At 64.7% G+C, this 22,386-nt stretch carries 19 protein-coding genes; 9 read left to right on the forward strand and 10 right to left on the reverse strand.

Annotated elements, in window-relative coordinates; genetic code table 11:
• Positions 1–10: 10 nt before the first annotated feature.
• A complete protein-coding gene (locus tag C480_RS03125; protein WP_049903187.1) occupies positions 11–1,921 on the reverse strand; it encodes a bifunctional metallophosphatase/5'-nucleotidase in 1,911 nt (636 codons plus the stop codon).
• A gap of 167 nt (positions 1,922–2,088) precedes the next feature.
• Here C480_RS03125 and C480_RS03130 point away from each other — a divergent pair, with 167 nt between their 5' ends.
• Entirely contained in the window at positions 2,089–3,681 is a 1,593-nt protein-coding gene (locus C480_RS03130; RefSeq protein ID WP_006664167.1) for a cobyric acid synthase, read from the forward strand.
• Here C480_RS03130 and C480_RS03135 read toward each other — a convergent pair whose 3' ends face one another.
• A complete protein-coding gene (locus tag C480_RS03135) occupies positions 3,682–4,080 on the reverse strand; it encodes a CopG family transcriptional regulator (RefSeq protein ID WP_006664168.1) in 399 nt (132 codons plus the stop codon).
• A gap of 204 nt (positions 4,081–4,284) precedes the next feature.
• Here C480_RS03135 and C480_RS03140 point away from each other — a divergent pair, with 204 nt between their 5' ends.
• Together C480_RS03140 and C480_RS03145 are read left to right on the forward strand one after the other, a co-directional pair.
• Entirely contained in the window at positions 4,285–4,536 is a 252-nt protein-coding gene (locus C480_RS03140; protein WP_006664169.1) for an MTH865 family protein, read from the forward strand.
• 176 nt (positions 4,537–4,712) lie between these two features.
• Positions 4,713–7,247: a bacterio-opsin activator domain-containing protein gene (locus C480_RS03145; protein WP_006664170.1), complete on the forward strand. Its 2,535-nt coding sequence runs from the start codon at positions 4,713–4,715 to the stop codon at positions 7,245–7,247.
• A gap of 311 nt (positions 7,248–7,558) precedes the next feature.
• Here the strand turns inward: C480_RS03145 and C480_RS03150 are convergent, their stop codons facing one another.
• The 6 genes from C480_RS03150 to C480_RS03170 form a co-directional block, all read right to left on the reverse strand.
• Positions 7,559–7,936 (reverse strand): winged helix-turn-helix domain-containing protein, encoded by a 378-nt coding sequence (locus C480_RS03150; protein ID WP_006664171.1) that lies wholly within the window; start codon positions 7,934–7,936, stop codon positions 7,559–7,561.
• Positions 7,937–8,139: 203 nt separating this feature from the next.
• Complete coding sequence (otsB, locus tag C480_RS03155; protein ID WP_006664172.1) at positions 8,140–9,180, reverse strand: trehalose-phosphatase; 1,041 nt, start codon at positions 9,178–9,180, stop codon at positions 8,140–8,142.
• Positions 9,181–9,281: 101 nt separating this feature from the next.
• Entirely contained in the window at positions 9,282–10,880 is a 1,599-nt protein-coding gene (locus tag C480_RS03160) for an alpha,alpha-trehalose-phosphate synthase (UDP-forming) (protein WP_006664173.1), read from the reverse strand.
• 197 nt (positions 10,881–11,077) lie between these two features.
• On the reverse strand, positions 11,078–11,254 hold the full coding sequence (locus C480_RS23710; RefSeq protein ID WP_006664174.1) for a hypothetical protein: 177 nt from the start codon (positions 11,252–11,254) through the stop codon (positions 11,078–11,080).
• A 165-nt stretch (positions 11,255–11,419) separates the two neighbouring features.
• Positions 11,420–12,580: an iron transporter gene (locus C480_RS03165; protein ID WP_006664175.1), complete on the reverse strand. Its 1,161-nt coding sequence runs from the start codon at positions 12,578–12,580 to the stop codon at positions 11,420–11,422.
• Positions 12,581–12,684: 104 nt separating this feature from the next.
• Positions 12,685–14,322, reverse strand: coding sequence for a hypothetical protein (locus tag C480_RS03170; protein WP_006664176.1), 1,638 nt, complete (start codon positions 14,320–14,322; stop codon positions 12,685–12,687).
• Positions 14,323–14,485: 163 nt separating this feature from the next.
• Between C480_RS03170 and C480_RS03175 the strand changes: the two genes are divergently transcribed.
• The 6 genes from C480_RS03175 to C480_RS03200 all read left to right on the forward strand — a co-directional run bounded on the left by C480_RS03175 (position 14,486) and on the right by C480_RS03200 (position 21,662).
• Complete coding sequence (locus C480_RS03175) at positions 14,486–15,232, forward strand: SCO family protein (protein ID WP_006664177.1); 747 nt, start codon at positions 14,486–14,488, stop codon at positions 15,230–15,232.
• A gap of 2 nt (positions 15,233–15,234) precedes the next feature.
• Positions 15,235–15,822: a TlpA family protein disulfide reductase gene (locus tag C480_RS03180; RefSeq protein WP_006664178.1), complete on the forward strand. Its 588-nt coding sequence runs from the start codon at positions 15,235–15,237 to the stop codon at positions 15,820–15,822.
• Positions 15,819–16,505: a cytochrome c biogenesis CcdA family protein gene (locus C480_RS03185; protein ID WP_006664179.1), complete on the forward strand. Its 687-nt coding sequence runs from the start codon at positions 15,819–15,821 to the stop codon at positions 16,503–16,505. The genes C480_RS03180 and C480_RS03185 overlap by 4 nt, the downstream gene beginning before the upstream one ends.
• Before the next feature lie 285 nt (positions 16,506–16,790).
• Positions 16,791–17,231 carry a universal stress protein gene (locus C480_RS03190; protein ID WP_006664180.1) on the forward strand — a complete coding sequence of 147 codons (441 nt, stop codon included), beginning with the start codon at positions 16,791–16,793 and terminating at the stop codon, positions 17,229–17,231.
• Positions 17,232–17,451: 220 nt separating this feature from the next.
• Complete coding sequence (locus C480_RS03195) at positions 17,452–20,487, forward strand: bacterio-opsin activator domain-containing protein (RefSeq protein WP_006664181.1); 3,036 nt, start codon at positions 17,452–17,454, stop codon at positions 20,485–20,487.
• 350 nt (positions 20,488–20,837) lie between these two features.
• A complete protein-coding gene (locus C480_RS03200) occupies positions 20,838–21,662 on the forward strand; it encodes a helix-turn-helix domain-containing protein (RefSeq protein ID WP_006664182.1) in 825 nt (274 codons plus the stop codon).
• A 32-nt stretch (positions 21,663–21,694) separates the two neighbouring features.
• Here the strand turns inward: C480_RS03200 and C480_RS03205 are convergent, their stop codons facing one another.
• Together C480_RS03205 and C480_RS03210 are read right to left on the reverse strand one after the other, a co-directional pair.
• Positions 21,695–21,934, reverse strand: a complete 240-nt coding sequence (locus C480_RS03205) for a hypothetical protein (RefSeq protein ID WP_006664183.1) — start codon at positions 21,932–21,934, stop codon at positions 21,695–21,697.
• Positions 21,935–22,076: 142 nt separating this feature from the next.
• The gene (locus C480_RS03210) at positions 22,077–22,265 is read right to left on the reverse strand and encodes a DUF5786 family protein (protein WP_006664184.1); all 189 of its coding nucleotides are present in this window, start codon (positions 22,263–22,265) and stop codon (positions 22,077–22,079) included.
• Between the last annotated feature and the right edge of the window lie 121 nt (positions 22,266–22,386).

Genomic DNA, 22,386 nt, shown 5'->3' on the forward strand with positions numbered 1-22,386 from the left:
CGCGTCGCCGTCACCGCCGGCGATTCACCGCCTCGTCGGGCATCGCGTACCGATTTGGAATCAGCCGCGTCTCGCAGTACTTCTCGCCGTCCGCGTAGTCGACGCCCGGCTGCACGAACGGATACGGCCCGTCTGCGGGCGTGTTCTGGACGGTGCCGCCGTCGTCCGGCGTCGTGACCAGACCGTCGGTATCGATGTCGAGCGGGGATTCGTCTGCGAGATACTCGACGAGCACGTCGACCGCCGTCGTTCCCGCCTCGATCTCGACGTTCCGAAACGGGAAGTTACAGCCGCCGAGTTCACGTGCGGACGAACCCGGCTTGTCGAGGGCCGCAACGGTGTAGGAGTCGTTCGGGTCGATCGGGTCGCCGTCGATCGTGAACGCGACGAGGCGGCGCTCGCGCTTTGCCGTCGGATCGATCGTCAGCGAGACGTTCGGGGAGAACGACCGGACGCGACCGTTTTCCTGCTCGTAGACGTGCGGCGAGAAGTTGTCGTTCAGGGATGCCTCCACGTGGTTCGTGAGCTGTTTGCCGTAGGCGTCGCCCGTCGCGACCGGCGAGGTCATCGGAAACGCACCATAGCAGTCGTCGAGTGTGATCTCTCCCGGCGGTACCGCGAAGCCAAACCGGTAGCCGTTCACGACGGCCAGATCCGCGCCGGTGAACTCGACGAGGGCGTCGGTCAGGGCCGCGTTCCACGAGTTCACCAGGAACGACCGCCGGGCGAGCCGGGTGGCCGTCTCGCCGACGACGGTATCGAGCGGCTGCTCGAGCGCGCCGTGGCCCTGCTCGAACTCGGGATCATCCGCGAGGAACGGTTCGCGAACGCGCTCGACGGCCGCCCGCGCGTTGGGGTTCGGATCGGGCGTGTACTCGTGGTCGGTCGCGAGACAGTAGAGGACGTGGCGGACGGCGAACTCGTGGGCGTCGTGGTCGCCCTCGGTATCAGCGCCGTCCGCACCGCTGCCGCCGTCGGCATCCACGTTTGCGTCCGCGTCCGCGTTCCCTCCAATTCGACGAATATCGAGCCGTCCGAGGGCGTCACCCATCCCCGATTCGATGACCGCCGTTCCGTCGACCACGATCGGCTCGTAGGTGTACTCGTGCGTGTGAGAACTTAGTGCCACGTCGATCGAGGGGCAGTCCTTCGCCGCCTGGACCATCCACTGGAGGCCGATTTCGGTGACCGCGATCACGAGTTCAGCGCCGTCGGCTTTCGCTTTCCGAGCGGCCGCCTCGAGCAGCGCGGGGTGCTTGCCGAACTCGTACTTGTCCTCGTGGAGGGCGGGTGCCATCCGGTCCATGTAGACGTTCGTCATGCCGACGACGCCGACGCTGATGCCGTTTCGCTCGACGAGCGTGTACGGTTCGTACAGGGAGTCGGTCGTCCCGGCGTCGTAGAGGTTGTTCGCGAGGACCGTCGTCCCACGGGTCTCGAGTCGGTCGAGGTACTCCCGGAGCGCGCCGTCGTCGCTGCTCTCGTCGGCGATGTCCCAGTTTCCCGGGACGTAGACGTCCGGGTCGAGGTGGTCGGCGACGAGATCACAGAGGTCCCGTCCGTCCCCGTAGGTCGCGACGGCGGACCCGTGGAAGGTGTCGCCGCTCATGAGCGTCAGCGTCGCCGGGACCGCCGATCGAATCTCGCCGAGTTTCGCCGAGAGAATCGGGATCCCGCCGGCTCGTTTCACGAGTTCGTCCGCGTCGCCGAACTCGAAGGCCGCTCGCGAGTTGGAGTGGGGGGTGTCGTAATAGACGTGGTGGCGCGGCGTGAGTTGGCCGTGGAGGTCGCTGACGTGGGTGACGGTGAGTTCGTCTACGTCGCCGTCGCTATCGCTATCGTTGGCGTCGATGCCGACGGACGAGTCTCCGGCGAGGACGCGCCAGTCGCTCACGTACTCGTTGTCGAGTGTCGGTGGCATCGGATCGGGGGACGCTCCACCGGCGATGTACGTAGTTGTCGGGCCTGCGACGGACCGGTCCGTGGCGTCGGTGAACTCGGTCCGGTTGTGGCGGTTCGAGAACGGCGGTGGGAAGCCGGAGATGGAATCGACAGGACGATACACTGGGGCGCAGCAGGGACGTGTGAATGACGCAGACGCTTCTGGTCGCCGGGACTGCGAGCCACGTCGGCAAATCGACCGTCGTCGCGGGGCTCTGTCGCCTGCTCGCGGATCGGGGCGTCTCGGTCGCACCGTTCAAAGCGCAGAACATGAGTAACAACGCCCGCGTCGTCATCCGCGAGGCGGGGGAAGACAGCGGCAACCCGTCGGCTGTGACCGCCGAAGCGAACTCGAACGAGGCCGACGACCGGTGGGGCGAAATCGGCGTCTCGCAGTTCACGCAGGCCCGCGCGGCGCGGCTCACGCCGACGACGGATTGCAATCCCGTCCTCCTGAAACCGCGCGGCGACGGCGAGAGTCAACTGGTCGTGCAGGGTCGAGCCCGCGAGCACGTTCCCGCCGGCAGCTACTACGAGAACCACTGGGAGGACGCCCGTATCGCCGCCGAGGACTCCTATCGGCGGCTGGCGGCCGACCACGACGTGATCGTCGCCGAGGGCGCGGGCAGCATCGCCGAGATCAACCTTCACGACCGCGACCTCGCGAACGTCGAAACCGCCCGGTTCGCCGACGCCGATATCCTCCTGCTCGTCGACATCGAGCGCGGCGGCGCGTTCGCCAGCCTCTACGGAACGATCGAACTCTTACCCGACGACATCCGCGAGCGCGTCGTCGGCGCGCTCATCACCAAGTTCAGAGGCGACCCGTCGCTGCTCGACCCCGGAATCGAGGAGATCGAATCGCGGACTGGCGTCCCGATCCTCGGCGTGTTACCCTACGACGATCCCGGCCTGCCGGAGGAGGACAGCGTCGGCCTCCCCGGCGTCGAGGAGCGGGGCGTCCGCGGCGACGACGACGGCGTTCCGGCCCAGCAGCGGCTTCGAATCGCGGTTCCGCGTCTCCCTCGAATTTCCAACGCGACCGATCTCGAGGCGCTCGCCGCGGAACCTGGCGTGTCGGTCGTCTACGTGCCGGTCGACGATGGAGCGAGCGATACCCCTCTGGACGCAGTTGCGGCTGACGCCGTCGTTCTCCCGGGGACCAAAAACACGGTCGACGACCTCCGCGCGCTCCACGCCGCCGAGTTCGGCGACGCACTGCACGCCTTCGACGGCCCCATCGTCGGCATCTGTGGCGGCTACCAACTCCTCGGCGAGCGACTCACCAACGCCTCGCTCGAAGGGACCGGCACCGACGATACACTCGACGGGCTCGGATTGCTTCCCGTCGAAACGCGGTTCGACGAGGACAAGCGACTCGAGCAGACGACGGTCCCCGTCGACGGGTCGGCGACCCCGCTGCTCGCCGGCGCAGATGGGACTGCTTCAGGGTACGAAATTCACGCCGGCCGAACGCGGGCGCTCGAACCGGTCCAGCGGCCGCTCGGTGACGCGAGTGCAGCACGCGGACAGGTACTCGGAACCTACCTCCACGGTGTCTTCGACAATACGGCGGTCCGCACGGCGTTTCTCGAAGCCGTGGCGCGGTCTGCAGGTGTCGAGTGGGCTATGGATAGCGTGAACTCGCCTGGAGAGACAGCAACGGCACCCGCAGATCGGGCTGCAGAATTGCTTCGACAGCATGTCGACGCGGCGTTTCTCGAGTCAGTTCGACCCTGATTACGGTTGGTTTGGCGTCCCCTCTCGGTACGTTCCAAGCAACTCCTCTAAGATGATACACTCCTGATCGGTCGCTTCGTAGTGGGTGTCGATAAACCGCTCTGCAGCCTCGTAGTTGCCCCGCAACCCCTGTTTGCGGACTGTAATCACAGCATCGAGGAAGAACGTTCCACCGTCCGTGCCCAGTGCCTTCGCGTGATCTTCTTCAGTGATATCGAGTTCGGATTTGATCTCGTCGAAGTTGAACGTCTCGACGTCGTGATCGGGGTCGATGAGCGTGAGTACGTACTCCGCAGAGAAGCGATAGAACTCGGATTTGCTCTCGAACATACCGTCGTCGACGAGCGTGTCGATCTCTTCGACGACCTCGTCGGGGTACCTGACGGTATCTTTCGCCATGGGTTGACATGCAGTCCGGGGCATAATTACTGTTTCGGAGCTGTTGGAGCCGGTGACTATCTTCCAGTCAGTGAATACGCTAGATAGACACTATCAGTGCTATGAGAGCGGAAGAAACCCCAGCGAAGGGGAGAATTACGCTCTCACAGTGAACGCGCAACTACCTACAAATTTATTATTTATCGGACGTAACGGGGTCACGCAATGGCAGATGAAGACGAAATCCGTGAGCAGATGATCGACGCGTTCGAAGGCGCTGACTACCCGATCTCGAGTCCGATGGACCTCGTCCCGGCGCTGCCGAACGGTCCGGGGACCAAGTTCGAGTCCGGGGATTTTTCGATGACTGCGATGGAACTAAACACGAAAATATCCGGCGGCGACTTCCCGTACGACGATCCGGAATCGTTCGTTGACGACGTCATCGGCGAACTGAAAGAAGCAGACGAGCTATAACCGGTTCGGAGACCGGCAGGTGCGACAGCAGCACAGTCATTCACCCGCACGGCCGCCTGTTGGCCGACCGTCGAATCATTTCGATCCCTATGTTTTATTGCAGGTCACGGTGTTGGGTAGAAAGAATACCGGCTCGGAGCACTGGCGGAGTGACGAATAGCCGATCTCCCGGACACATGGAGCACTCACAGGAAACCGTCTCACTCATCTGTGTAACGACCGCACCGGCGAGCGAACACCGACTCTGCACGGAACTCGAGGCGACGGATCGTGATCTGCCGGTGGAGACTATCGTTCGGTCGCTGGCCGAACTCCGATCACCGGATCGATCTGGGGCCTCGTTCGCGTTCAAACCGGACGGGATCGTCATCGATGTGGATCGGCCCGCGTCGTTACAAACGGCTATTGGTCAGATTGAAGACGTGAGAACGGAAGCGCAGACGCGGACACGGACACAAGAGTCCAACCGGGACACGGCGCAAGACGACGACGGCGAACGGCCGATCGTCGTCACACCACAGAACGGCAGCGAAACGCTCGCTGCAGCGGCACTCCGGGCCGATGTGAGCGAGTACGTTCCGGCGACCGATAATGCCGTCACCCGCGTTCTCAACGTGGTTCGAGAAGAGACAGCGACGACTGGCAGCCGTGGGAGTGACTCCGAGGGGGAGGAAGGTGAGGAGAGAGACGGAGACGGAGACGAAGACGAAGGGGAAACGGAAGAAAAACAGGAACGAGAACAGGAACGGCGACAGAAGCAGGCGAGCGCAAACACCGATCCAACCGTCGGTACCAGCACCGACCCCGACTTTGGCCCCAACCCCGACTCCGAACAGCACGTGGAACGTGACGCCGAATCGACGCCCGCACCGAACGCCACCCACGACGATACCTATCACCGAATCATCGCCAACGAACTGCCCGACGAGGCGTTCGTCATCGGTGCCGACGGGACGTATCTGGAGTCCAAAATCCGACCGAGTTCAGCCGAACTCTACACCATCTCCGCGGCCGAACTCGTCGGCAAGCGCCTCACCGATGCGTTCCCGGAAGAGACCGCGACACAACTACAGGACTGTCTCGACCGCGCACTCCGAACCGGCGAGGTCCAATCCGTCGAGTACAGCGTCGAGACCACCGAAGGCCGCCGTCGCTACGAAGCGCGCGTCGTCCCGATCGACGAACGCATCGACGGCCAGCGCGCCGTCATCTGGCTCGCCCGCGACATCACCGAGCGCGCACAACGCGAACGCAGACTGCGGGCCAGGCAGGCCAATCTCGAGACGCTCAACCGTATCAACGCCGTTATTCGGCAAGTGATCGAAACGCTCGTCGACGCCCCCACCCGGGATGCGATCGAACGAGAGGTCTGCGCTGAACTCGTCGATTCGGATCTCTACTGTGGGTGCTGGATCGCCGAACGCACCACGAACGGCGAGTTCACTTATCGAACGGGTGCGGGCGAAGCGACGACGTATCTCGAGGCCGTTCGGAACCTCGACGACGCACGGTATGAACACTCACAGGAACGGACGCAAGCGGGGGCAAGTGGAGAGTCCGAGGCTGACACGGCAACCACGACCGTGGCGGGTGAGGAGGCTGATGATGATACCGACGGGAGCGCTGATGAGCACGGTGACAGTGGTCGTGAGAGCGAACACGATGGAGACGGCGGTACCGACGCTGACACCGACAGCGACACCGACACTGAGAACGGAGCTACCAAACCCGCCTCACCAACGGACATCCAGAGACCGGTCGAACGAACCGGAACCACGGGGGAAATACTGACGGCAAACCACATCCTCGAACGAGAGCCCTTACCCGAGCCGATACAGGCCGCCGCCAGCGAAGACACCGTTCGGGCGGCGATCAGCGTTCCGATCGTCCACGAGCAAACGATCTACGGCGTGTTGACCGTCCTCGCGAGTCGCGCCGATGCGTTCTCGGACACCGAACAGGAAGCGTTCAAACTCCTCGGGGAAACCATGGGCTTTTCGATCATGGCAGTCAAAAGCCGCCAGTTGCTATTTGCCGATACCGTCACCGAACTCGAGTTCAGGATCGACGGCGGGGAGTCGTTTTCGTTCGATCTGACGACGGAGTACGACTGTACGTGTTCTCTCGAATGGTCGGGGACGACCTCGGACGGCCGGCCGATCCAGTACGTGACCGTCGACGGACTCGACGGGGAGACGGTGATCGAGGCGGCATCGGAACACGAGTCGATCGAGTCGTGTCGGCTCATCCACGACGGGCGGGATCACTGTACGATCGAGATGCGCCTGGTCGAGTCCGGCGTTCGAACGATTGCGAATCACGGGGGAACGATCCGGGACGTGACGGTCACAGACGGGGTCGGAACCTGCATCGTCGAGGTGCCCCAGCACGGCGACGTCCGGGAGGTCGCCGAGGCGCTGTCCGCGATCTACGAAAGTACGGAACTCATGGCGCGTCGCGAGGTCGACCGGCCGGTCCACACGGCAGTCGAACGCCGCAATCGAATCCACGAGGAGCTTACAGACCGGCAGTTGACGACGCTGCGCCTCGCCTACTTCAGCGGCTTCTTCGAGTGGCCGCGCTCGAGCACCGGCGAGGAAATCGCCGAGACCATGGGTGTGACTCCACCGACGATGCACCAACACCTCCGAAAGGGGCTCAAGACGGTTCTTTCCGAATTCTTCGAAGAGGGAAGTAGCCCGACGGAGTGACCGGCTCCAAATTGGAGCCACGAATGGCCGTCTCTCCGGTGAACTCGTCTCTGTGAGACGACTGTACCCGACCGAGTTCATCGGGGTCTCATACGGTCTGCTGTAACGATTTACCGGCGCAACCGCGCCCGTCCTGCGGTTGCGCCGGAAATGACTGACAGCAGTCCGTATCAAAGGCTCGAAGGGTCGTCCACCGGGAGGGTGGGATGACTCGCTACGATGATCGCTGGTCCGCTGGTGAGGTCGCGAATAAAATGCGGTCTGACGACGCAGATGATCCAATCGATCGCGGCTGAGCGGCGGAAACGGGATTACTCGTCGGCGTCTGTGTTGGCGTTTTCGTCGTCTACGTCACCGTTTTCCCCGCGGACGAAGGCTGCCTGGCTGTCACCGTTCTGATCGAGATCGCCCGCGCTGGGGCCCTCGATGAGGTCTTCGAAGTCGTCGGCCTCGCCGTACTGATCCTGATAGACGAGTGCTGCTTTGCCTGTCGAGGAAATCTCGTAGAGGCCGGATCGTTCTGCTGGCCCGATCTTCTCGACTAGGCCATAGTCTTCGAGGACGGGGAGACGGGTGTTGATGTTTTTTCGACTCTTTCCCGTGTGGGCGGCGAGATTCGTCGCGACGTTTCGCCCCTTATCCTCGAGCGCTTCGAGGATAAGGAAATCAGTTGGCTGGCGTAGCTTCACTCTCTGTCACTCTCGTACCGAACCTTTATTTCCACTGGTAACTAATACTTTCGGCTTGTCCCGGGGAGTTCGTTTTGGAAATCACTATCGGCAACAATATATGTGGTCACGCGTAACGATGGCGTGGGGCCAGCAAACCCCCGCTGAACGCCGGCCGTAAGCCATCGGAGCCGGCGATTGTCAGCGCCAGCAGCCAACGGTATTTATTCATTCGCCACGGGCGTCGGCCAGCGTTCCGGGATCGGCCCGACACGCGGGTCGTCGTTCCACAGCTCAGTTCCAGACAGCGACTGCGTTCGCTGCCCGACGAGTTCGACGCCGGCGGTCCCGAGCCAGTCGAGAACGCGGGCGACCGCGGCGGGTGACCGGACGCGGAAGGATGCCGTGGAGGGATCCTCATCGCCGACGCGAATACTGATGCCGTCGGCGTCGATGGCGCGGAACGCGGACTCATCGGTCACGTCGTCACCGATGTAGAGTGGAACGGTACCGTCCGGGAGCGTCGACGTGATGACGTCGACGGCGTCGCCTTTGCCCCAGTCGATCGTCGGTCCGATTTCGAGGATGCGTTTGCCGGGAGAGACCTCGAGTTCGTCGCCGCCGACTCGGTCGACGACGGTCCGTGTGAGCCGGCGAACGGTGGGGCGAGCAGCGGGTGGGACGGTGCGCACGTGGACGGTTCCGGTCAGGCGCTTGTTTTCGATTCGAACGTTCGGGATCGGGCCGAGGACGGTTTCGAGCGCTTCGCAGACGGTTTCGAGCCGAGCGGCGCGTTCGTGTGCAACCGGGTGAACGGCGACGGTCTCGTTCCAGGCGAGTTCGAGGCCGTGGTTGCCGGCGTAGATGCGCGGCCCGTCGATGCGGGTCCGCACGTCGGCGAGGCTCCGCCCGCTGACGATAGCCGTCGTGACGGGAGCGGCATCGACGAGCCCCGCGACGGCGGTTTCGTTTGCCGTCGTCGGCGCGGCTGCATCGGGCTCGTCGACGATGGGGGCGAGCGTCCCGTCGAAGTCGAGACAGACCAGCAGATGCGTTGCGTTGGCGAGGGTAGCCCGGAGCTGTGGCAGGTGCTCGCCCGTCAGGAGTGGGGGCGGTTGCAGTGGTGTCTCGTGTGGGGAGTCGTCTGTAGTGGTCTCGTCGGTATCGGTGCCGATGCCGGCGTCGATATCGGTGTCGGTACTGGCGTCGGTGCTTTCGATACTGGTATCGGAACCGTCGTCGGTGGCTGCTGACTGGTCGGACATCGTTCGCAAATCAGGTGTGGGTGGAGTTCGGATGGTGGGATCGAGACTCGTTCCGTCACGGGAAGCGAGTGCAGAGACGGTCGAACGCACACGAGTTCAGTTCAGACGAGCGAGGTTCGTTCGTGCGAGCCGGAGTCGGAATCCGATTCGGAGTTGGCACCCGACTCGGCGTCGTCCGTTCCGGACTGCGAATTCGGTGCTGTCCACTGGCCGTCGTGGACCCGGGACAGCCACTCGAACTGCGTTTCCATCCAGGCATCGATATCGTTCTCGAAGATCGTCTTTCGAAGGGCATCCATTCGACGGGCACGATCCTGTGGCGACAATGTGAGTGCGTCTTCGATTCGATCGGCGAACTCGTCGACGGCCGTCGGGTTGATCGAAATCGCGTTCTCGCTCAATCGTTCGTGTGCGCCCGTGCGGTCGCTCAACAGCAGGGTACCGTCGCCGTCGACGCTCGCGGCCACGTACTCCTGGGCGACCAGGTTCATCCCGTCACACAGCGAACTGACGATCAGCAGATCGGCGTGCCGGTACAGCGCACAGAGGTCGTCCGCCGGCAGAATATCTTCCGTGTAAACGATCGGCTGCCAGTCGTCGGTCCCGAACCGGCGGTTGATCCGGTCGACCTCGCTCCGGACGAGGTCGCCGTGGCGAGCGTAGGCCGGAATCTCCGTTCGCGACGGCGTGGCCTTCTGGACGAAGGTGAACTCGCCGCGCCAACCCGGATTCGCCTCGAAGAAGCGCTCGAGTGCGGTCAGCCGTTCCGGAATGCCCTTCGTGTAGTCGAGGCGGTCGACGCCGAGTCCGAGCGTCACGTTCTGCGGAATATCGTAGCGCTCGAAGAGCGCGTGGAGCCGGTCCGCATCCGCGGTGCGTGCGCGCTGATCGTAGGAGTCGGCATCGACCCCCATCGGCGTCCCAACGGCGCGGGTCGTGTGGCCCTTATAGCGGACCGTTCGCCGCTCGCGGTCGACCGCCGCGTCCGGCAGGTACCGGCGGACGCAATCGAGGAAGGCGTCGGCGTATCGCTCGACGTGGAATCCGAGCAAATCGTTACCGAGCAGCCCTTCGAGTACCTGCTTGCCTTCGGGGCAGTACTCGAACGTCGCCGGCGAGGGCCACGGGATGTGCCAGAACTGCGCGACCGTCGCCGACGACGGAATCGACTCGCGGATCATCCGCGGCGCGAGCGCGAAGTGATAGTCCTGCAGCCAGACGACCGACTCCGAACTCGCGTGCTCGGCGACCGCGTCCGCGAACGTCGCGTTGACCGTCCGATACCACTCGAAGTCATCGGCTCGTTCCTCGACGAGTTCAGCGAAGCCGTGACAGAGCGGCCAGAGGACGCGGTTGCTAAAGCCGCGGTAGTAGGCGTCGACGGCGTCGTCGGAGAGGTCGATCCGACGAAGCGTGTAGCACTCCTCCTCGGGCGGGACGCCGACGCAGTCGCGCGCGTCGGTGACGTCGAAGTCGGCGTCGCCGTCGCCCCAGGCGATCCAGGTGCCGCTCGTTTCCTGCAGAACGGGATCGAGACCGGCGGTGAGGCCGCCGGTGGGTTCGTCGACCGAGATCGCTGCCGTGTCCGTTCCTGTCTCCGCGTCCGGCTCCGCGTTTCCGTTCGTTTCCGCCTCCGTGTCGTACTCGTGGCGATACGGCTGCCGATTCGAAACGACAGTGAGAGAGTCGGGAACTCGCATTCGCTGAAACAGAACAGGGCCGCCACTGGTTGCTTCGCGGCCTGCAGCCGCAGGGGGGTTAACAGTCCGCTCGTGGCGTTTCCACCGTCCGGACAGTCCGGTTTCTCGATGGCTCTGGCCACGAGCGGCAGCGAGCAACTGCACCCGACGATATCGAAGCCGACGGCAGTCCGAGGTGAACTCGTTTCCCCGGCCCATCAGTAGAAGTACAGTTCGAGTTCGTGACCGCAGTTGCGACAGGCGGTTTCGGTGCCGCGTAATCGGTCGGCCGTGCCGTCGTCGACGAGTCCGGGACCAGCAGGGACGGCGGTGGTGACGGTTGTATCACACTCCGGGCAGCCGATCTGCATGGTTGCGTTTTCCGAGCGAGACATACACACGAGGTAGTCCGGATCGGGGGTTAGTTATCATCGGCATAATGGGGCTGTTTCCGACCGTTCGTGACCGTTCCGATCGATACGAGTTCGTTTACGAACCGTTCGTCGCGGTAGTTGCGCCGTTCCGCCAGTTCGTCGTAACTCGGGAGCGTTTCGACTGGCTCAGCGCTGGACCTGGAAGCGAACATCGTCGAACGCGCGAAACGCCGTCTCGTAGCCATCGTGGCGGGCGACCTGTGGCGGCGTCTCGACGCTGATCGTGATCGTCGTCTCCCGCTCGTCCGCGGTGGACTGGCCCGTACTAAGCACGTCGCTCTCGGCTCCGTAATGATGGCCGAGCGTCGGATCGACGGCTTCAGTGAGCGTCAGCGATTCGCGGGGTTCGGTCCCGCCGCCGTCTCCGTCGCCGCCGGTGCGTTCACTACCACCGCCATCACCCCCGCTATCGACGATCGCGGAGAGCCCCGCAAACGGCAACATCACGTCGTTGTACGGCGTTCGGAGCGTCACCGCAAGATACACACGCTCCGATGCGCCACCGACCCGCTCCGCGTCGAGCACGAGCGCCCCAACGCGCGCGTCACCACTATCGGCCGTTCCGAGGTGATCGCCGGGTAACTCAGCGAGCGGTTGGCCGCGCGAGGACGGCATCGAATCGTTCGTCCGCAAGTCGAGGGCTTCCCGGGTGCCCCGCCGCTGGGTGTCGATATACTCGACGCCGAGGTCGTGAACGTCCTCCCTGGCGTGGGTGAACTCGACCGTGAGCGTCTCGGTGCGGTCGAGACGATCCCCGAACGCCCCGGTTCGATCGGTGTCGAGGGGACCGACCTGAACGCGCGCCGTGTACGTCCCGTCACCGGATAACTCGACGTTATCGCCGTAGTGAAAGCCCATCTGCTGGGAGATCATCGGCCACAACGAACCGACGGGCGTCGCCTCTTCCCCTTCCCGTACCAGTTCGAGACGGACCGTCGCCGGAACCACGAGTTCGGTCTCCCGATCCCAGACCGTCACCATGAGATGCAGACTGTCCGACGGCTGCACGTCGACCTGATTCGACTCGCCGGCGAGCAGCCAGAATCGGTGCGGGATCGTGTACCCGAGGGCGATCCCGAACTCGTCGCCGGTCGCGGTGCCGAGTCGGGCCATTTTCTCGGTCGATGCGGGGAGGTAGACCGCGTCGGGACGGTCCTGGACGAGCGGCGGGTTCGACCAGGCGGATTCTTCCTCGAACCCGAGCCGTTCGAGGCAGCCGGCGAGGGAGAGCGTGCCGATTCCGCTCCCGGCGACGGCTGTCCGACGGAGGATGCTCCGGCGATGCATTGTCTGCGTGTGCACTCCCGGAAACAAAACAACTATCGCAATCGATCGCGGTTCGATTGCGGTTCGATTGGGTCCGGAGGCGTGGTTTTGGTTTTGACGAGCGGTTATCCCGCAAGCGTCGGGGGTTGGACCGTCGGTAACGTCAGCAACCAGAGACTAACCGCCGTGTAACAGACCATCACCGCGATAAGTGGGTATTGACTCCGGATCGCCTGTAGTCGGCCCGGGAAGCAATCGAACGCGGTCGCGTGGGCGACCCAGACTGCGAGCAGGTGGCCCGCGAGCAACGCGCCGATCTCGAGCATTCCAACCCACCCCGGTAGCGCCAGTGTCGTCGGATTGAGCGGCGGCGAGAGCGGACTCGTCACGACCGCGACCGCTGCGGGCGACAGCGAGAGGACGACCCCGACGTAGTGGGCGACGTGATAGCCCGCCGCGATCGCGAGTAACGGCGGGGCGAACCGCCGAGCCAGGGTCGCCGTCGAGAGGTACGTCGGCGCGGTTCGCCGGGCCGTAGACGCAGCGAGCCAGTACAGCCCGAAGGCGACGGCGTACCCGCCGGCGAAGACCGCGAACGTTGCAACGGCGACCGGTGCCCCAGCGCCGACGAGTTCGGCGAGCAGTCGGCTGCCGGGCGGGGTGACGACGAAGCCGTTGAACGTGAGTTCCCAGACCAGGAGGAGAACGAACGCGACCTCGCTGGCGTCGGTGACGAGATCGGGGTCGCGCAGGCGGGAGCCGGGGAGGACGAGGGTGAGGCCGCGTCCGTCGCGACGGCGCTGAATCGGGGCCACAGCGCCGTAGAGCCGGAAGACCGTCGCGAGGGGATCCGCACGGCGAAACCACGCGTTCGATCCGAAGAGGATCGCGCCGGCAACGGTGTAGATCGTGTAGCCGGCGGCGAGTCGAGCGAGAAGGGGGGGATCGGACGTAACCGGAAGGACGAGTTCGAGCCAGACGAGCGCGCCGAGGCCGGCGACGGCGGGCCACGAGGAGAGGGTAGAGGGATATGTGAGTAGCCCCGATCCGCCGTCGGCGATCGCGTGGGTATCGGTGGGACCAGTATCGGTACTGTCGGTATCGGTACCCCCGAAGGACTGGATCGGCGGGAGCAAGCACATGACGCCCTCTCCGAGGGCGGCCAGCGCGCGTGCGAGTCTGCGAAACGGATCGAGCGCGGGCCAGGGGTTCCCGACCAGGAACGCGACCATCGGAAGCAGCGACCGGAGACCGACGAACGAGAGAATGATCGCGAGGTTCGCGGTCGGCGCGACGCGGCCGGGCCCGGTCAGGCCAACGACGACGGTCCCGACGAGCGCGGCGACGCCGACCAGCCCGGTGAGCCACCACAACCCGCTCGCGAGTTCACGCAGGTGCGGAGCCAGGGCTGAACTCGTTTCGGAGCGGTTCGATGGGTTCGATGGGTCGGACCGGGAGGCTGAGAGCGGCAGCGACCAGGTGTGGAGGGCGTCGACGAGTTGCCGGTCGGTGACCAGGGCGGCGAGCAGTGCCGAGGCACCGATGGCGACGCCGCCGGTGAACACCGTCAGCCAGGCTGGAACGGTGAGTTCGCGATCGTCACCGAGTCCGGCGGCGGCGTTCGACGCGCTGGCGGTATCGGCGGCCGCGCCGATGCCGAGACAGACGATGGCGAGGACCGTGGCGATGGCAACGAGCGTACGTATTGAATGCCACTGCCGTCGGAGACGGGACGGGGGTGTCGGTGACAGCCACGAGCGCATGGACGATACGGTGAGTGACGGAGGCGAGACCGAAGTAGGTACTGACTTCGATAGTGTCGGCGGCGGTCGAAAACGATAGCGACGGAGAACATCTCGTGATAGTACATGTTGCTTCGGCAGGCGAACCAACGAACCTTTGCTCGCTCCGTCCAACGTATCCCGTATGGAGCGACGCACGTATCTCGGCTCGTTTGGCGCGGTGGGGGCTGCCGGACTGACCGGGCTTGCCGGCTGTCTCGGTGAGGTCGGCATCGGCGACAACGCTGACAACGACGATGGCGACAACGACGATGGAACGATCCTCGATCCGCCGGACCGCCCCGGCGATCCGGATGCGATTTCACATCCCACCCACGGCCAAGAGTTCCCCGACTTCTCGCTCCCGGATCCGTTGAGCGGCGAGACGATCGATACCGCCGATTTCGCCGGCGAGAAGTCGTTCCTACTGACGTTCTTCTTTACGTCGTGCCCCAACGGAGCCTGTCCCGCCCTGCTCTTGCGTCTCCGGCGCGCCCAGGCGGACGCCAAGGAAAACGGCTACACGGACGATCTCAGCCTCCTCGCGATGACGTTCGATCCCGAACGCGACACCGCGGACACGCTCGAGAGCTACGCGCACGAACAGGGCGTCGACCTCGAGGCCGGCAACTGGCACTTCCTTCGCCCGGAAAGCTACGAGAGCGGCAAGGAACTGCTCCACGATCAGATCGGGATGCGAATCGAAAGGGTTCCCGAGGAGGAGACCGAACACGAGAACCACGACGGCTACTCGTTTACCCACCTGAACTTGATCCTGTTGGTTAACCAGGACGGCATCGTCGAACGATCCTATCCACAGGCGCTCAATCCTGAACTCGGCGGGAGCGTCGAACAGATCGTCGACGACACGAGTACCGTCGCCCAACAGTAACCATGCACCGACGAGACGTTCTCGCCGGGCTCGGAAGCGCGGGCGTGCTCGCCGGCGCGGGAGCGGTCGCCGTCTACGGCGTCCCCTCTCCCGACGAGTTCAGTTCCGGCGGTGGCGGCGAAGAGACTGACGAGCCCGACCCGCCCGAGCCGATAGAGATCGAAACGGTCGACGCCCCGGGCAGCGAGGCGGGAACCGCTCTGGTGCCGTCGCCGTCCGAGCCGACGTTCATCGACCTCTTCGGCACCTGGTGTGCACCCTGCATCGAGCAGATGCCGGCCCTGGCCGAGGCGCACGCGCAGGTCGGCGACCGGGTGCAGTTCGTCTCGGCGACCAACGAGTCAGTCGGCGAGGGCCGATCGATCACCGAGGACGAACTCGTCTCGTGGTGGGACGAACACGACGGCAACTGGACGCTCGGACTCGACCGCAACGCCGAACTCACCGTGCGCTACGGCGGGAACGGCTACCCGTCCGCGGCCGTCGTCGACGCTTCGGGTCGGCTGCAGTGGTCGGACAACGGCGTCAAGAGCGCGGACGAACTCGTCTCGAAGATCGAACTGGTACTCGAGGATGACGGGGAACAATGAACGAAATCACGGGTGAGGCGACGATTCTCTCGACGATCACGTTCTCGCTGCTCGCCGGCGTCTCGACGTTTTTCTCGGCCTGCGCGTATCCGCTGTTGCCGGGATACGTCGGCTTCTACGCCAGCCAGACCGACGGTGACGAGGCCTCGTTGTCGGGGTCGCTCATCAGGGGTCTCGTTGCCGGTCTCGGCGTTCTGGTAACGCTCGCGCTCATTATCGGCGCGACCTACTTGATCGGTCACTCGACGCTGTCGCGCGTGACGATTTTCGAGCCGATCGCCGGTGTGTTACTCATCGGTTTCGGTCTGCTCATCGTCTTCGATCGGGCACCCTCGATATCGATTCCGCTGCCCAAACGACGGTCGAGCATCCTCGGCTTCGGGATTTTCGGCGTCGGCTATGCGCTCGCCGCTGCGGGCTGTGTCGCCCCGATTTTTATTTCGGTGACCTCCTATTCGCTGACGCTGCCGGTCGGCGAGGCGGTGCTCCTCGTCGGCACGTACGTCGGCACCGTCACGCTCCTCATGGTCTCGTTGACCGTCGCGACGGGGGTTGGCCTCATTGCCAGCGGTGGCCGGCTCACCGCACACACAAAGTTACTCGAACGAATCGCCGGCGCGGTCATGATCGTTGCCGGACTCGGACAGCTCTACCTCTCGGTTTTCGTCTTCAACGTGATCTGACACGGCGACTCCTTCGATATCGAACGGAGACTGATCAAGACCGCCGCTACCGGCGCGCACATATAGGCCGTCCCGTTCAGTACCGCTCGTCGTGTGCCAGTACCAGTGCCCCAACTGCCTCACGGAAGCCGGCGTCGAACGGTGCCGGGAGGTCACGGCCGACGGACTCGAGCGAACGTTCGTGTGCCGCAACTGCGAGTACGAGTGGACGGTTATCTTCTGAGCAGCGGCCCGGCAACAGCAAGTCAGACACGTATCCCGCTCTCTCTTGAACCGCTTGATGTAATGTACCAAGACCTGCTACTGGCGACCGACGGGAGCGAGGGCGCACAACTGGCGACCGATCACGCGATCGAACTCGCCTACCGCCTCGATGCGACGCTACACATCCTCTCGGTCGCCGAAGAGGGGCCACACGGCAGCGAAAAGCGCGATCGGTTACGAACCGACCCGGAAAACGAGGCCGACGAGGCCATCACCCGGGCCGTCACCGAGGCCGAGCAGGCTGCTACGGACACCGGGCTCGAGGTGACAACAACCGTCCGAGAGGGCGTCCCACAGGACGAAATCGTCGAGTTCGCAACGATGAACGGCATGGATATGATCGTCGTCGGGACGGCGGGTCGCTCCGGACTCGACAAACTGATCGTCGGCAGCGTCGCCGAAGAAGTCGTCCAAAACGCACCCGTACCGGTCGTTACAGTCAGAGAGCACGAGACCGAGTGACAGTCACGGTAGCGACGAAAGTCGCCGTTACCCATCGGTACGGAATCGATACTTACCTCTCCAGCCCCGAACGGACATCCGTGACCGTGTGTGCCAGCCGTCGGCCCCGTGTATTCGCCGATCGATCCCGACGAACGGGCCACCGTCACCCACACAGAGCGGGCGGACAGGAACGGGTCGACCGGTTCTCGACCGGACGGTTCCCGGCGGTGGTCGGCCGATGAGCGACCGGCCCGCGATGAGTGGCGACGAACCGCGTTCCGTCCTCGTCGTCGGCTCGTCGCCGCCAGTCGAGCGCACGGCGGCCGCGCTTTCGGCAACCCTCGACTCGACTGCGCTCCTCCGAGCGCGGACCGTCTCGGCCGCGCGCGAGCACCTCGCGTCCGCGTCACACGCCGCGTCTTCGTCACAGCACCGTACGATCCACTGCCTCGTCTGCGAGTTCAGTCCCGAGTCGGAGACCGACACTGTGCAACCGACACCGCTCGCCGAACTCGCGTCACTGGCGGCGAACGGGGGTATCGACTCGCTGCCGCCGATCGTCGCCATCACCGACGACGAGCGGGTGAACGACGCGCTCGATCACGGGGCTACCGACGTGATTTCGCCGGCGGACTCGCGGGCGACAATCGCGGCCCGGGTTCGAAACGTCGCAGAACTGCGCCACCACCGAGACAGTGCGCCGGATTCGGCGACGAACGGTGCTGCGGACCTGGCGACACTGGACCACCTCCCCGCTGCAGTATTCACGCTCGGACCCGCCGGTGAACTCGAGTACGCGAACGCGACCGCCCGCGAGTTCTTTCGCGGTGCATCGGAAGCGACCGTTCGAAACCGGGAGGAGACGCCGCTCGAGGGGACCGTCGTCTGGGAACTGTTCCCCGCAGAGATTCGGGAAACCGTCGTCGACCGCTGTGCCGAGGCGCGAGCGTCCGGCTCCGTCGTCCAGTTCGAGACCCCGCTGCCCGAGCGACTCCCCGCTCTCGCTCCCTCATCGGACGGCCCGTCCACGGCACAGCGCCGCCTCGAGGTGACCGCCGCCCCCGATGAGAACCGCCTCACAGTACTCGCTCGCGAGTTCAGGCGCGACCGGAAATCCGACGACGGCGTGGAGCGCGACCGGCTCGCGTTGCTCGAGGAGACGATCGACGCGCTCGAAGACGGCATCGCCGTTCTCGAGGACGGGACGCTCCGAATCGCGAATACGACGCTGTGTGATCTCGCCGGCACCGGGACGCTCGTCGGCGCGGCCGTCGACGCGCTGTTCGACGACGAACTCGCGGCGGCGATCCGCGAGCGCGCCGATTCTCCGGTCAGCAGGTGGACCGACCCCATCCAGGGTGAACTCGACGGCGGCGGATCGGCACGGTCGGTCCCAGTCGACGTGTTCGTCGCGCCGCTGTCGGTCGCGGAGCGAACGCTCTGTGTGGTTCGCGACAGACGACGCTCGGCGACGGGGACGCTCTCGACAGTCTGTCGGACGATCGATTCTCTCTCGACGGCACCGTCCCGGTCTGCCGTGCGCCACGCCGTCGTTACCGGAATCCGAGAGTATTCCGGAGCCGAGTTCACCGGCTGGTACCGATCCGCCGACGACGGGGACCTGCTCAGCCCCGCGGCGGTCACGACGGCCGAGTCGGTGCCCCGGATCGAGCCGCCGGCAGTCGAACGCGAGGACGTGCCGTTGCACGTCGGTCGTGACGGTGACGACCGTCGCGACGGGACCGACGGCGATAGGTACCGCGACACCGTTCACGCCACGCTCGTCGATCGAGCCGACGCCGATCCGTTCCTCGCCCGCTCGGGCCTGCGCGCAGAGCGCGTGCTCGTCGTTCCGCTCGCGGAGCGCGGTGTCATCGTTGCGACGAGCAGCGATCCGATGGCGTTCGACGCGCTCGAGACTGCGCCGGTCGAGACGGTGTCCGCTGCCGGAGCCGCCGCTCTCGATCGAATCGCCGCTCGCGAACGCGTTCGAACGTCTCGCTACGAGCGCGCGCGCCTCGAATCGGAACTGGACGCGGCCGCACAGCTCCGAGCGGGCGAGCGCCACCTCCTCGACGCCGATAGCCGGACGGCCGTCGAACAGCGCCTCTGTGAAGTCGCCGCCGCGCTAGCTCCGGCCGACGCGGACGAACTCGCCTGGGTCGGCCGCGCCACCGCCGGCAACGAGACCGTCACCCCCCGGACCTGGTCGGGATCCGCGGCCGGACGGGACGGCGAGTGGCTCGACTCCCAAACGATTCCGATCGATCCTAACGCGGCTGCCCCCGCCGGCCGAGCGGCGGCGAGACGGGACTCGATCGTCGTCGACGACCTCGCGGAGACCGCTGCTGACGCGGAGACGCACGACGGCGGCGAGAACGCGGACACGACCGCGTTCATCCGCGCCGCAACCGAACGGGGCGTTCGCTCGGCGCTGAGCGTCCCGATCGAACACGACGAGTTCAGCTACGGAACGCTCACGGTGTACGCCGACCGGCCGGCGACCTTCGACGACCACAGCCGGCGGGTGTACGCCCACCTCGCGGCCGTCGCCGGCCACGCCATCGGCGCGCTCGAACGCAAACGGGCGCTGCTCGCGGACCGCGTCACCGAACTCGAACTCGTCCTGCGCGAGTCCGACGACGTCCTCGTCGCGCTCGCCCACGAACTCGGCCAGCCGCTCGACGTGCAGGCGGTCGTTCCGCGCTCGGCGGGCGGCTCGACGGTCTACTGTGCGTTGCCGTCCGGCGAGTTCGAATCCCCGTCGGCGTCGCGTCTCGACTCGCTCACCGAACTCGACGGCGTCGCTCGGGTTCGGTCGGTCGGGGAGGGCGAAACCGGCTCGGTCGTCGAGTTCACCGTCGAGACTGAAACCATCGCGGACGCGCTCGCGGCCCACAACGGTCTCGTGCGGACGCTCACCCCGGTCGACGACCGGACGCGATTGGAACTCGACCTGCCCGATCCCGTCGACGTCCGATCGTTCGTCGAGGGACTCCAGCGTGCGTTTCCGAGCGCTGAACTCGTGTCTCGGCGCGAGCGAGAGCGGGAGACGCGATCCCCGCGGGCGTTCGACGCGGCCGTTCGGAAGCGGTTATCGGAGCGCCAGTTCCAGACGCTCGAGGCGGCGTACTACGGCGGCTTCTTCGCGTGGCCCCGCAAGAGCACGGGCGAGGAAATCGCCGACTCGCTGGCCGTCTCGCAGCCGACGTTTAGCCGCCACCTTCGAACGGCCCAGCGGAAGCTCTTCGAACTCCTCTTCGACGAATACTGACGTGAACACCGCTCTTGCACTCCCGGCGAGCGAGACGAGTTCGGAATCGTCACGCGGCCGGTTAGCGACGCTGTCCAGTTCGGCCACGACTGCCGGTAATCTGCTGTTGGACGACCGTAATTCGGTTGTACCGCCGCGGCGGAGCCGGCGAAATTGGATAACCGGTTATTTCTTCCGCCCGGAAACAGTCACGGATTTCGACGGTTGAATCAGTATTGACTCGATTTGTTTATATATTTCCGTGTATAGCCTCCACGCCCATGTAGTCACAGTCGAATCACGGAATCGATGAGCGTGTGTTCGGTAACAACTCCTTACAGTAGCTTTCTACGCGAGCGGGGGATGATTCCATGAGTCTCGATCTTACCGAGACGACGGAGAAACGAGAGCGAGCGAGAACGGACGCCGAAGCGGAGTCACCACCCGCGTCCGTGACTGCGAGCCAGACCGAGTCGGCGACAGCCACGGTCGACACCGGTTCAGCCGACCACTCCGGAACAACCCCCGCACAGACGCCCCTGCGTACGCAGGCGGATGGCGGCGTCATCGCGCAACTCCGCCTCGAACACGAGGCCCTCCTCCTGCGTCCAACCCTGCGGCGCGCACTCGATACACCCGTCGAACTCGAGTACCGCACGCAGACGCCGCAAGACCGGACCGTCGTCTTCCTCACCGTCTACGGGACCGAGTTCGAGCCGTTCGACCGTGCGCTGGCAGTCGACCCGACCGTCACGGATCCCGTCCTCGTCGACCGCTACTCCGACAGACGGGTCTACCGTGTGACACTCACCGACCGCGCACTGGCGCTCGCTCCGATGACGACTCCCGTCGACGGCCACATTCTCGATATCACGAGTTCGCGCGACGGCTGGCTCGTCCAGCTTCGCTTCCCGGACCGTGACGCGCTAGTCGAGTTCAACGACACCTGCCGTGCACGCGGCGTCTCCGTCGCGGTCGAGCACCTGCGGGTCTCGGACGACGAGGACGACGGCGTGGTCGCACTGACCGAGAAACAACAGGAATTGCTCCTCGTTGCCTACCAGGAAGGGTACTTCGACGTGCCACGAGGGATTTCGCAGGATGAACTCGCGGATCGACTCGATGTCTCGAAGTCGGCGGTCTCACAGCGGCTTCGCCGAGCGATCGGTGAACTCTGTGGGGCGACGATCGCCTGACTCGGCGATCGAGCGGCTCTCATTTCGCCCGGTTAACGAACGACGTGAAGTCGGAACATCGATCGCAGGCTCCAGAGTACAAGCGCGCTACCGACGATGAGTCCGATCGGAAGCAAGAGTAGAGAGTTGTTGAACGATGAAGCGAGAATCTGAACGCCGAGGATCGCAAGGAAGAGCAGTCCAATCGTTTTGAGGCCTGTTTTGATCCATTCTTTGAAAACAGCGCGGGCGATCTCACGGACGCGTTCCTCGTCGAGTTCTGCAGCGGGCACAGGGGGAACTACGAGGAGGGCATTCACAGTTGTTACGTTTGAAGAAGAGAGCGTGGAAGGGCGGTCGAGACGAAACTGAACCCGAGTCGCGTACAGCGCTAGCTCGAGGGCAGAGCGAGAGCGGAGAGAAAGCGGTCGTTCGTTATTCGTCGGCGTCGTCGGACTCGTCCCGCATTGTGCCCAACTGGGAGACGAGTTCGTCCGTGGAGGCGTCGGATTCGAACGAGAGCTGGCCGTCGTGGTCGTTCTGGTGGACGTTGACGGCATCGACATCGTCTTCGTCGGCTGTTTGTTGCTGTTGCTCGGATTCGTCGTAGCTACCAAAACCCATGGGCATACTGGACCGAGCGGGACCATAGGTGTGGCGGTTCGACGCCGTTCTGCGGCGTGTTGACGCGCGCGAGACCTGTCTCTAGGCGAATCTTTTTTCGACCGAACGGCCGGGGAACAGG

The sequence above is a fragment of the Natrialba aegyptia DSM 13077 genome (assembly GCF_000337535.1).
Taxonomy (GTDB): Archaea; Halobacteriota; Halobacteria; order Halobacteriales; family Natrialbaceae; genus Natrialba; species Natrialba aegyptia.

What these genes read in the sequence shown, in the direction of transcription:
- C480_RS03185 (WP_006664179.1), top strand. Translation starts at nt 15,819, where the DNA reads ATGAACGAAATCACGGGTGAGGCGACGATTCTCTCGACGATCACGTTC.
- C480_RS03180 (WP_006664178.1), top strand. Translation starts at nt 15,235, where the DNA reads ATGCACCGACGAGACGTTCTCGCCGGGCTCGGAAGCGCGGGCGTGCTC.
- C480_RS03170 (WP_006664176.1), bottom strand. Translation starts at nt 14,322, where the DNA reads ATGCGCTCGTGGCTGTCACCGACACCCCCGTCCCGTCTCCGACGGCAG.
- C480_RS03140 (WP_006664169.1), top strand. Translation starts at nt 4,285, where the DNA reads ATGGCAGATGAAGACGAAATCCGTGAGCAGATGATCGACGCGTTCGAA.
- C480_RS03200 (WP_006664182.1), top strand. Translation starts at nt 20,838, where the DNA reads ATGAGTCTCGATCTTACCGAGACGACGGAGAAACGAGAGCGAGCGAGA.
- C480_RS03145 (WP_006664170.1), top strand. Translation starts at nt 4,713, where the DNA reads ATGGAGCACTCACAGGAAACCGTCTCACTCATCTGTGTAACGACCGCA.
- C480_RS03195 (WP_006664181.1), top strand. Translation starts at nt 17,452, where the DNA reads ATGAGCGACCGGCCCGCGATGAGTGGCGACGAACCGCGTTCCGTCCTC.
- C480_RS03130 (WP_006664167.1), top strand. Translation starts at nt 2,089, where the DNA reads ATGACGCAGACGCTTCTGGTCGCCGGGACTGCGAGCCACGTCGGCAAA.
- C480_RS23710 (WP_006664174.1), bottom strand. Translation starts at nt 11,254, where the DNA reads ATGTCTCGCTCGGAAAACGCAACCATGCAGATCGGCTGCCCGGAGTGT.
- C480_RS03175 (WP_006664177.1), top strand. Translation starts at nt 14,486, where the DNA reads ATGGAGCGACGCACGTATCTCGGCTCGTTTGGCGCGGTGGGGGCTGCC.
- otsB (WP_006664172.1), bottom strand. Translation starts at nt 9,180, where the DNA reads ATGTCCGACCAGTCAGCAGCCACCGACGACGGTTCCGATACCAGTATC.
- C480_RS03125 (WP_049903187.1), bottom strand. Translation starts at nt 1,921, where the DNA reads ATGCCACCGACACTCGACAACGAGTACGTGAGCGACTGGCGCGTCCTC.
- C480_RS03160 (WP_006664173.1), bottom strand. Translation starts at nt 10,880, where the DNA reads ATGCGAGTTCCCGACTCTCTCACTGTCGTTTCGAATCGGCAGCCGTAT.
- C480_RS03135 (WP_006664168.1), bottom strand. Translation starts at nt 4,080, where the DNA reads ATGGCGAAAGATACCGTCAGGTACCCCGACGAGGTCGTCGAAGAGATC.
- C480_RS03210 (WP_006664184.1), bottom strand. Translation starts at nt 22,265, where the DNA reads ATGGGTTTTGGTAGCTACGACGAATCCGAGCAACAGCAACAAACAGCC.
- C480_RS03165 (WP_006664175.1), bottom strand. Translation starts at nt 12,580, where the DNA reads ATGCATCGCCGGAGCATCCTCCGTCGGACAGCCGTCGCCGGGAGCGGA.
- C480_RS03190 (WP_006664180.1), top strand. Translation starts at nt 16,791, where the DNA reads ATGTACCAAGACCTGCTACTGGCGACCGACGGGAGCGAGGGCGCACAA.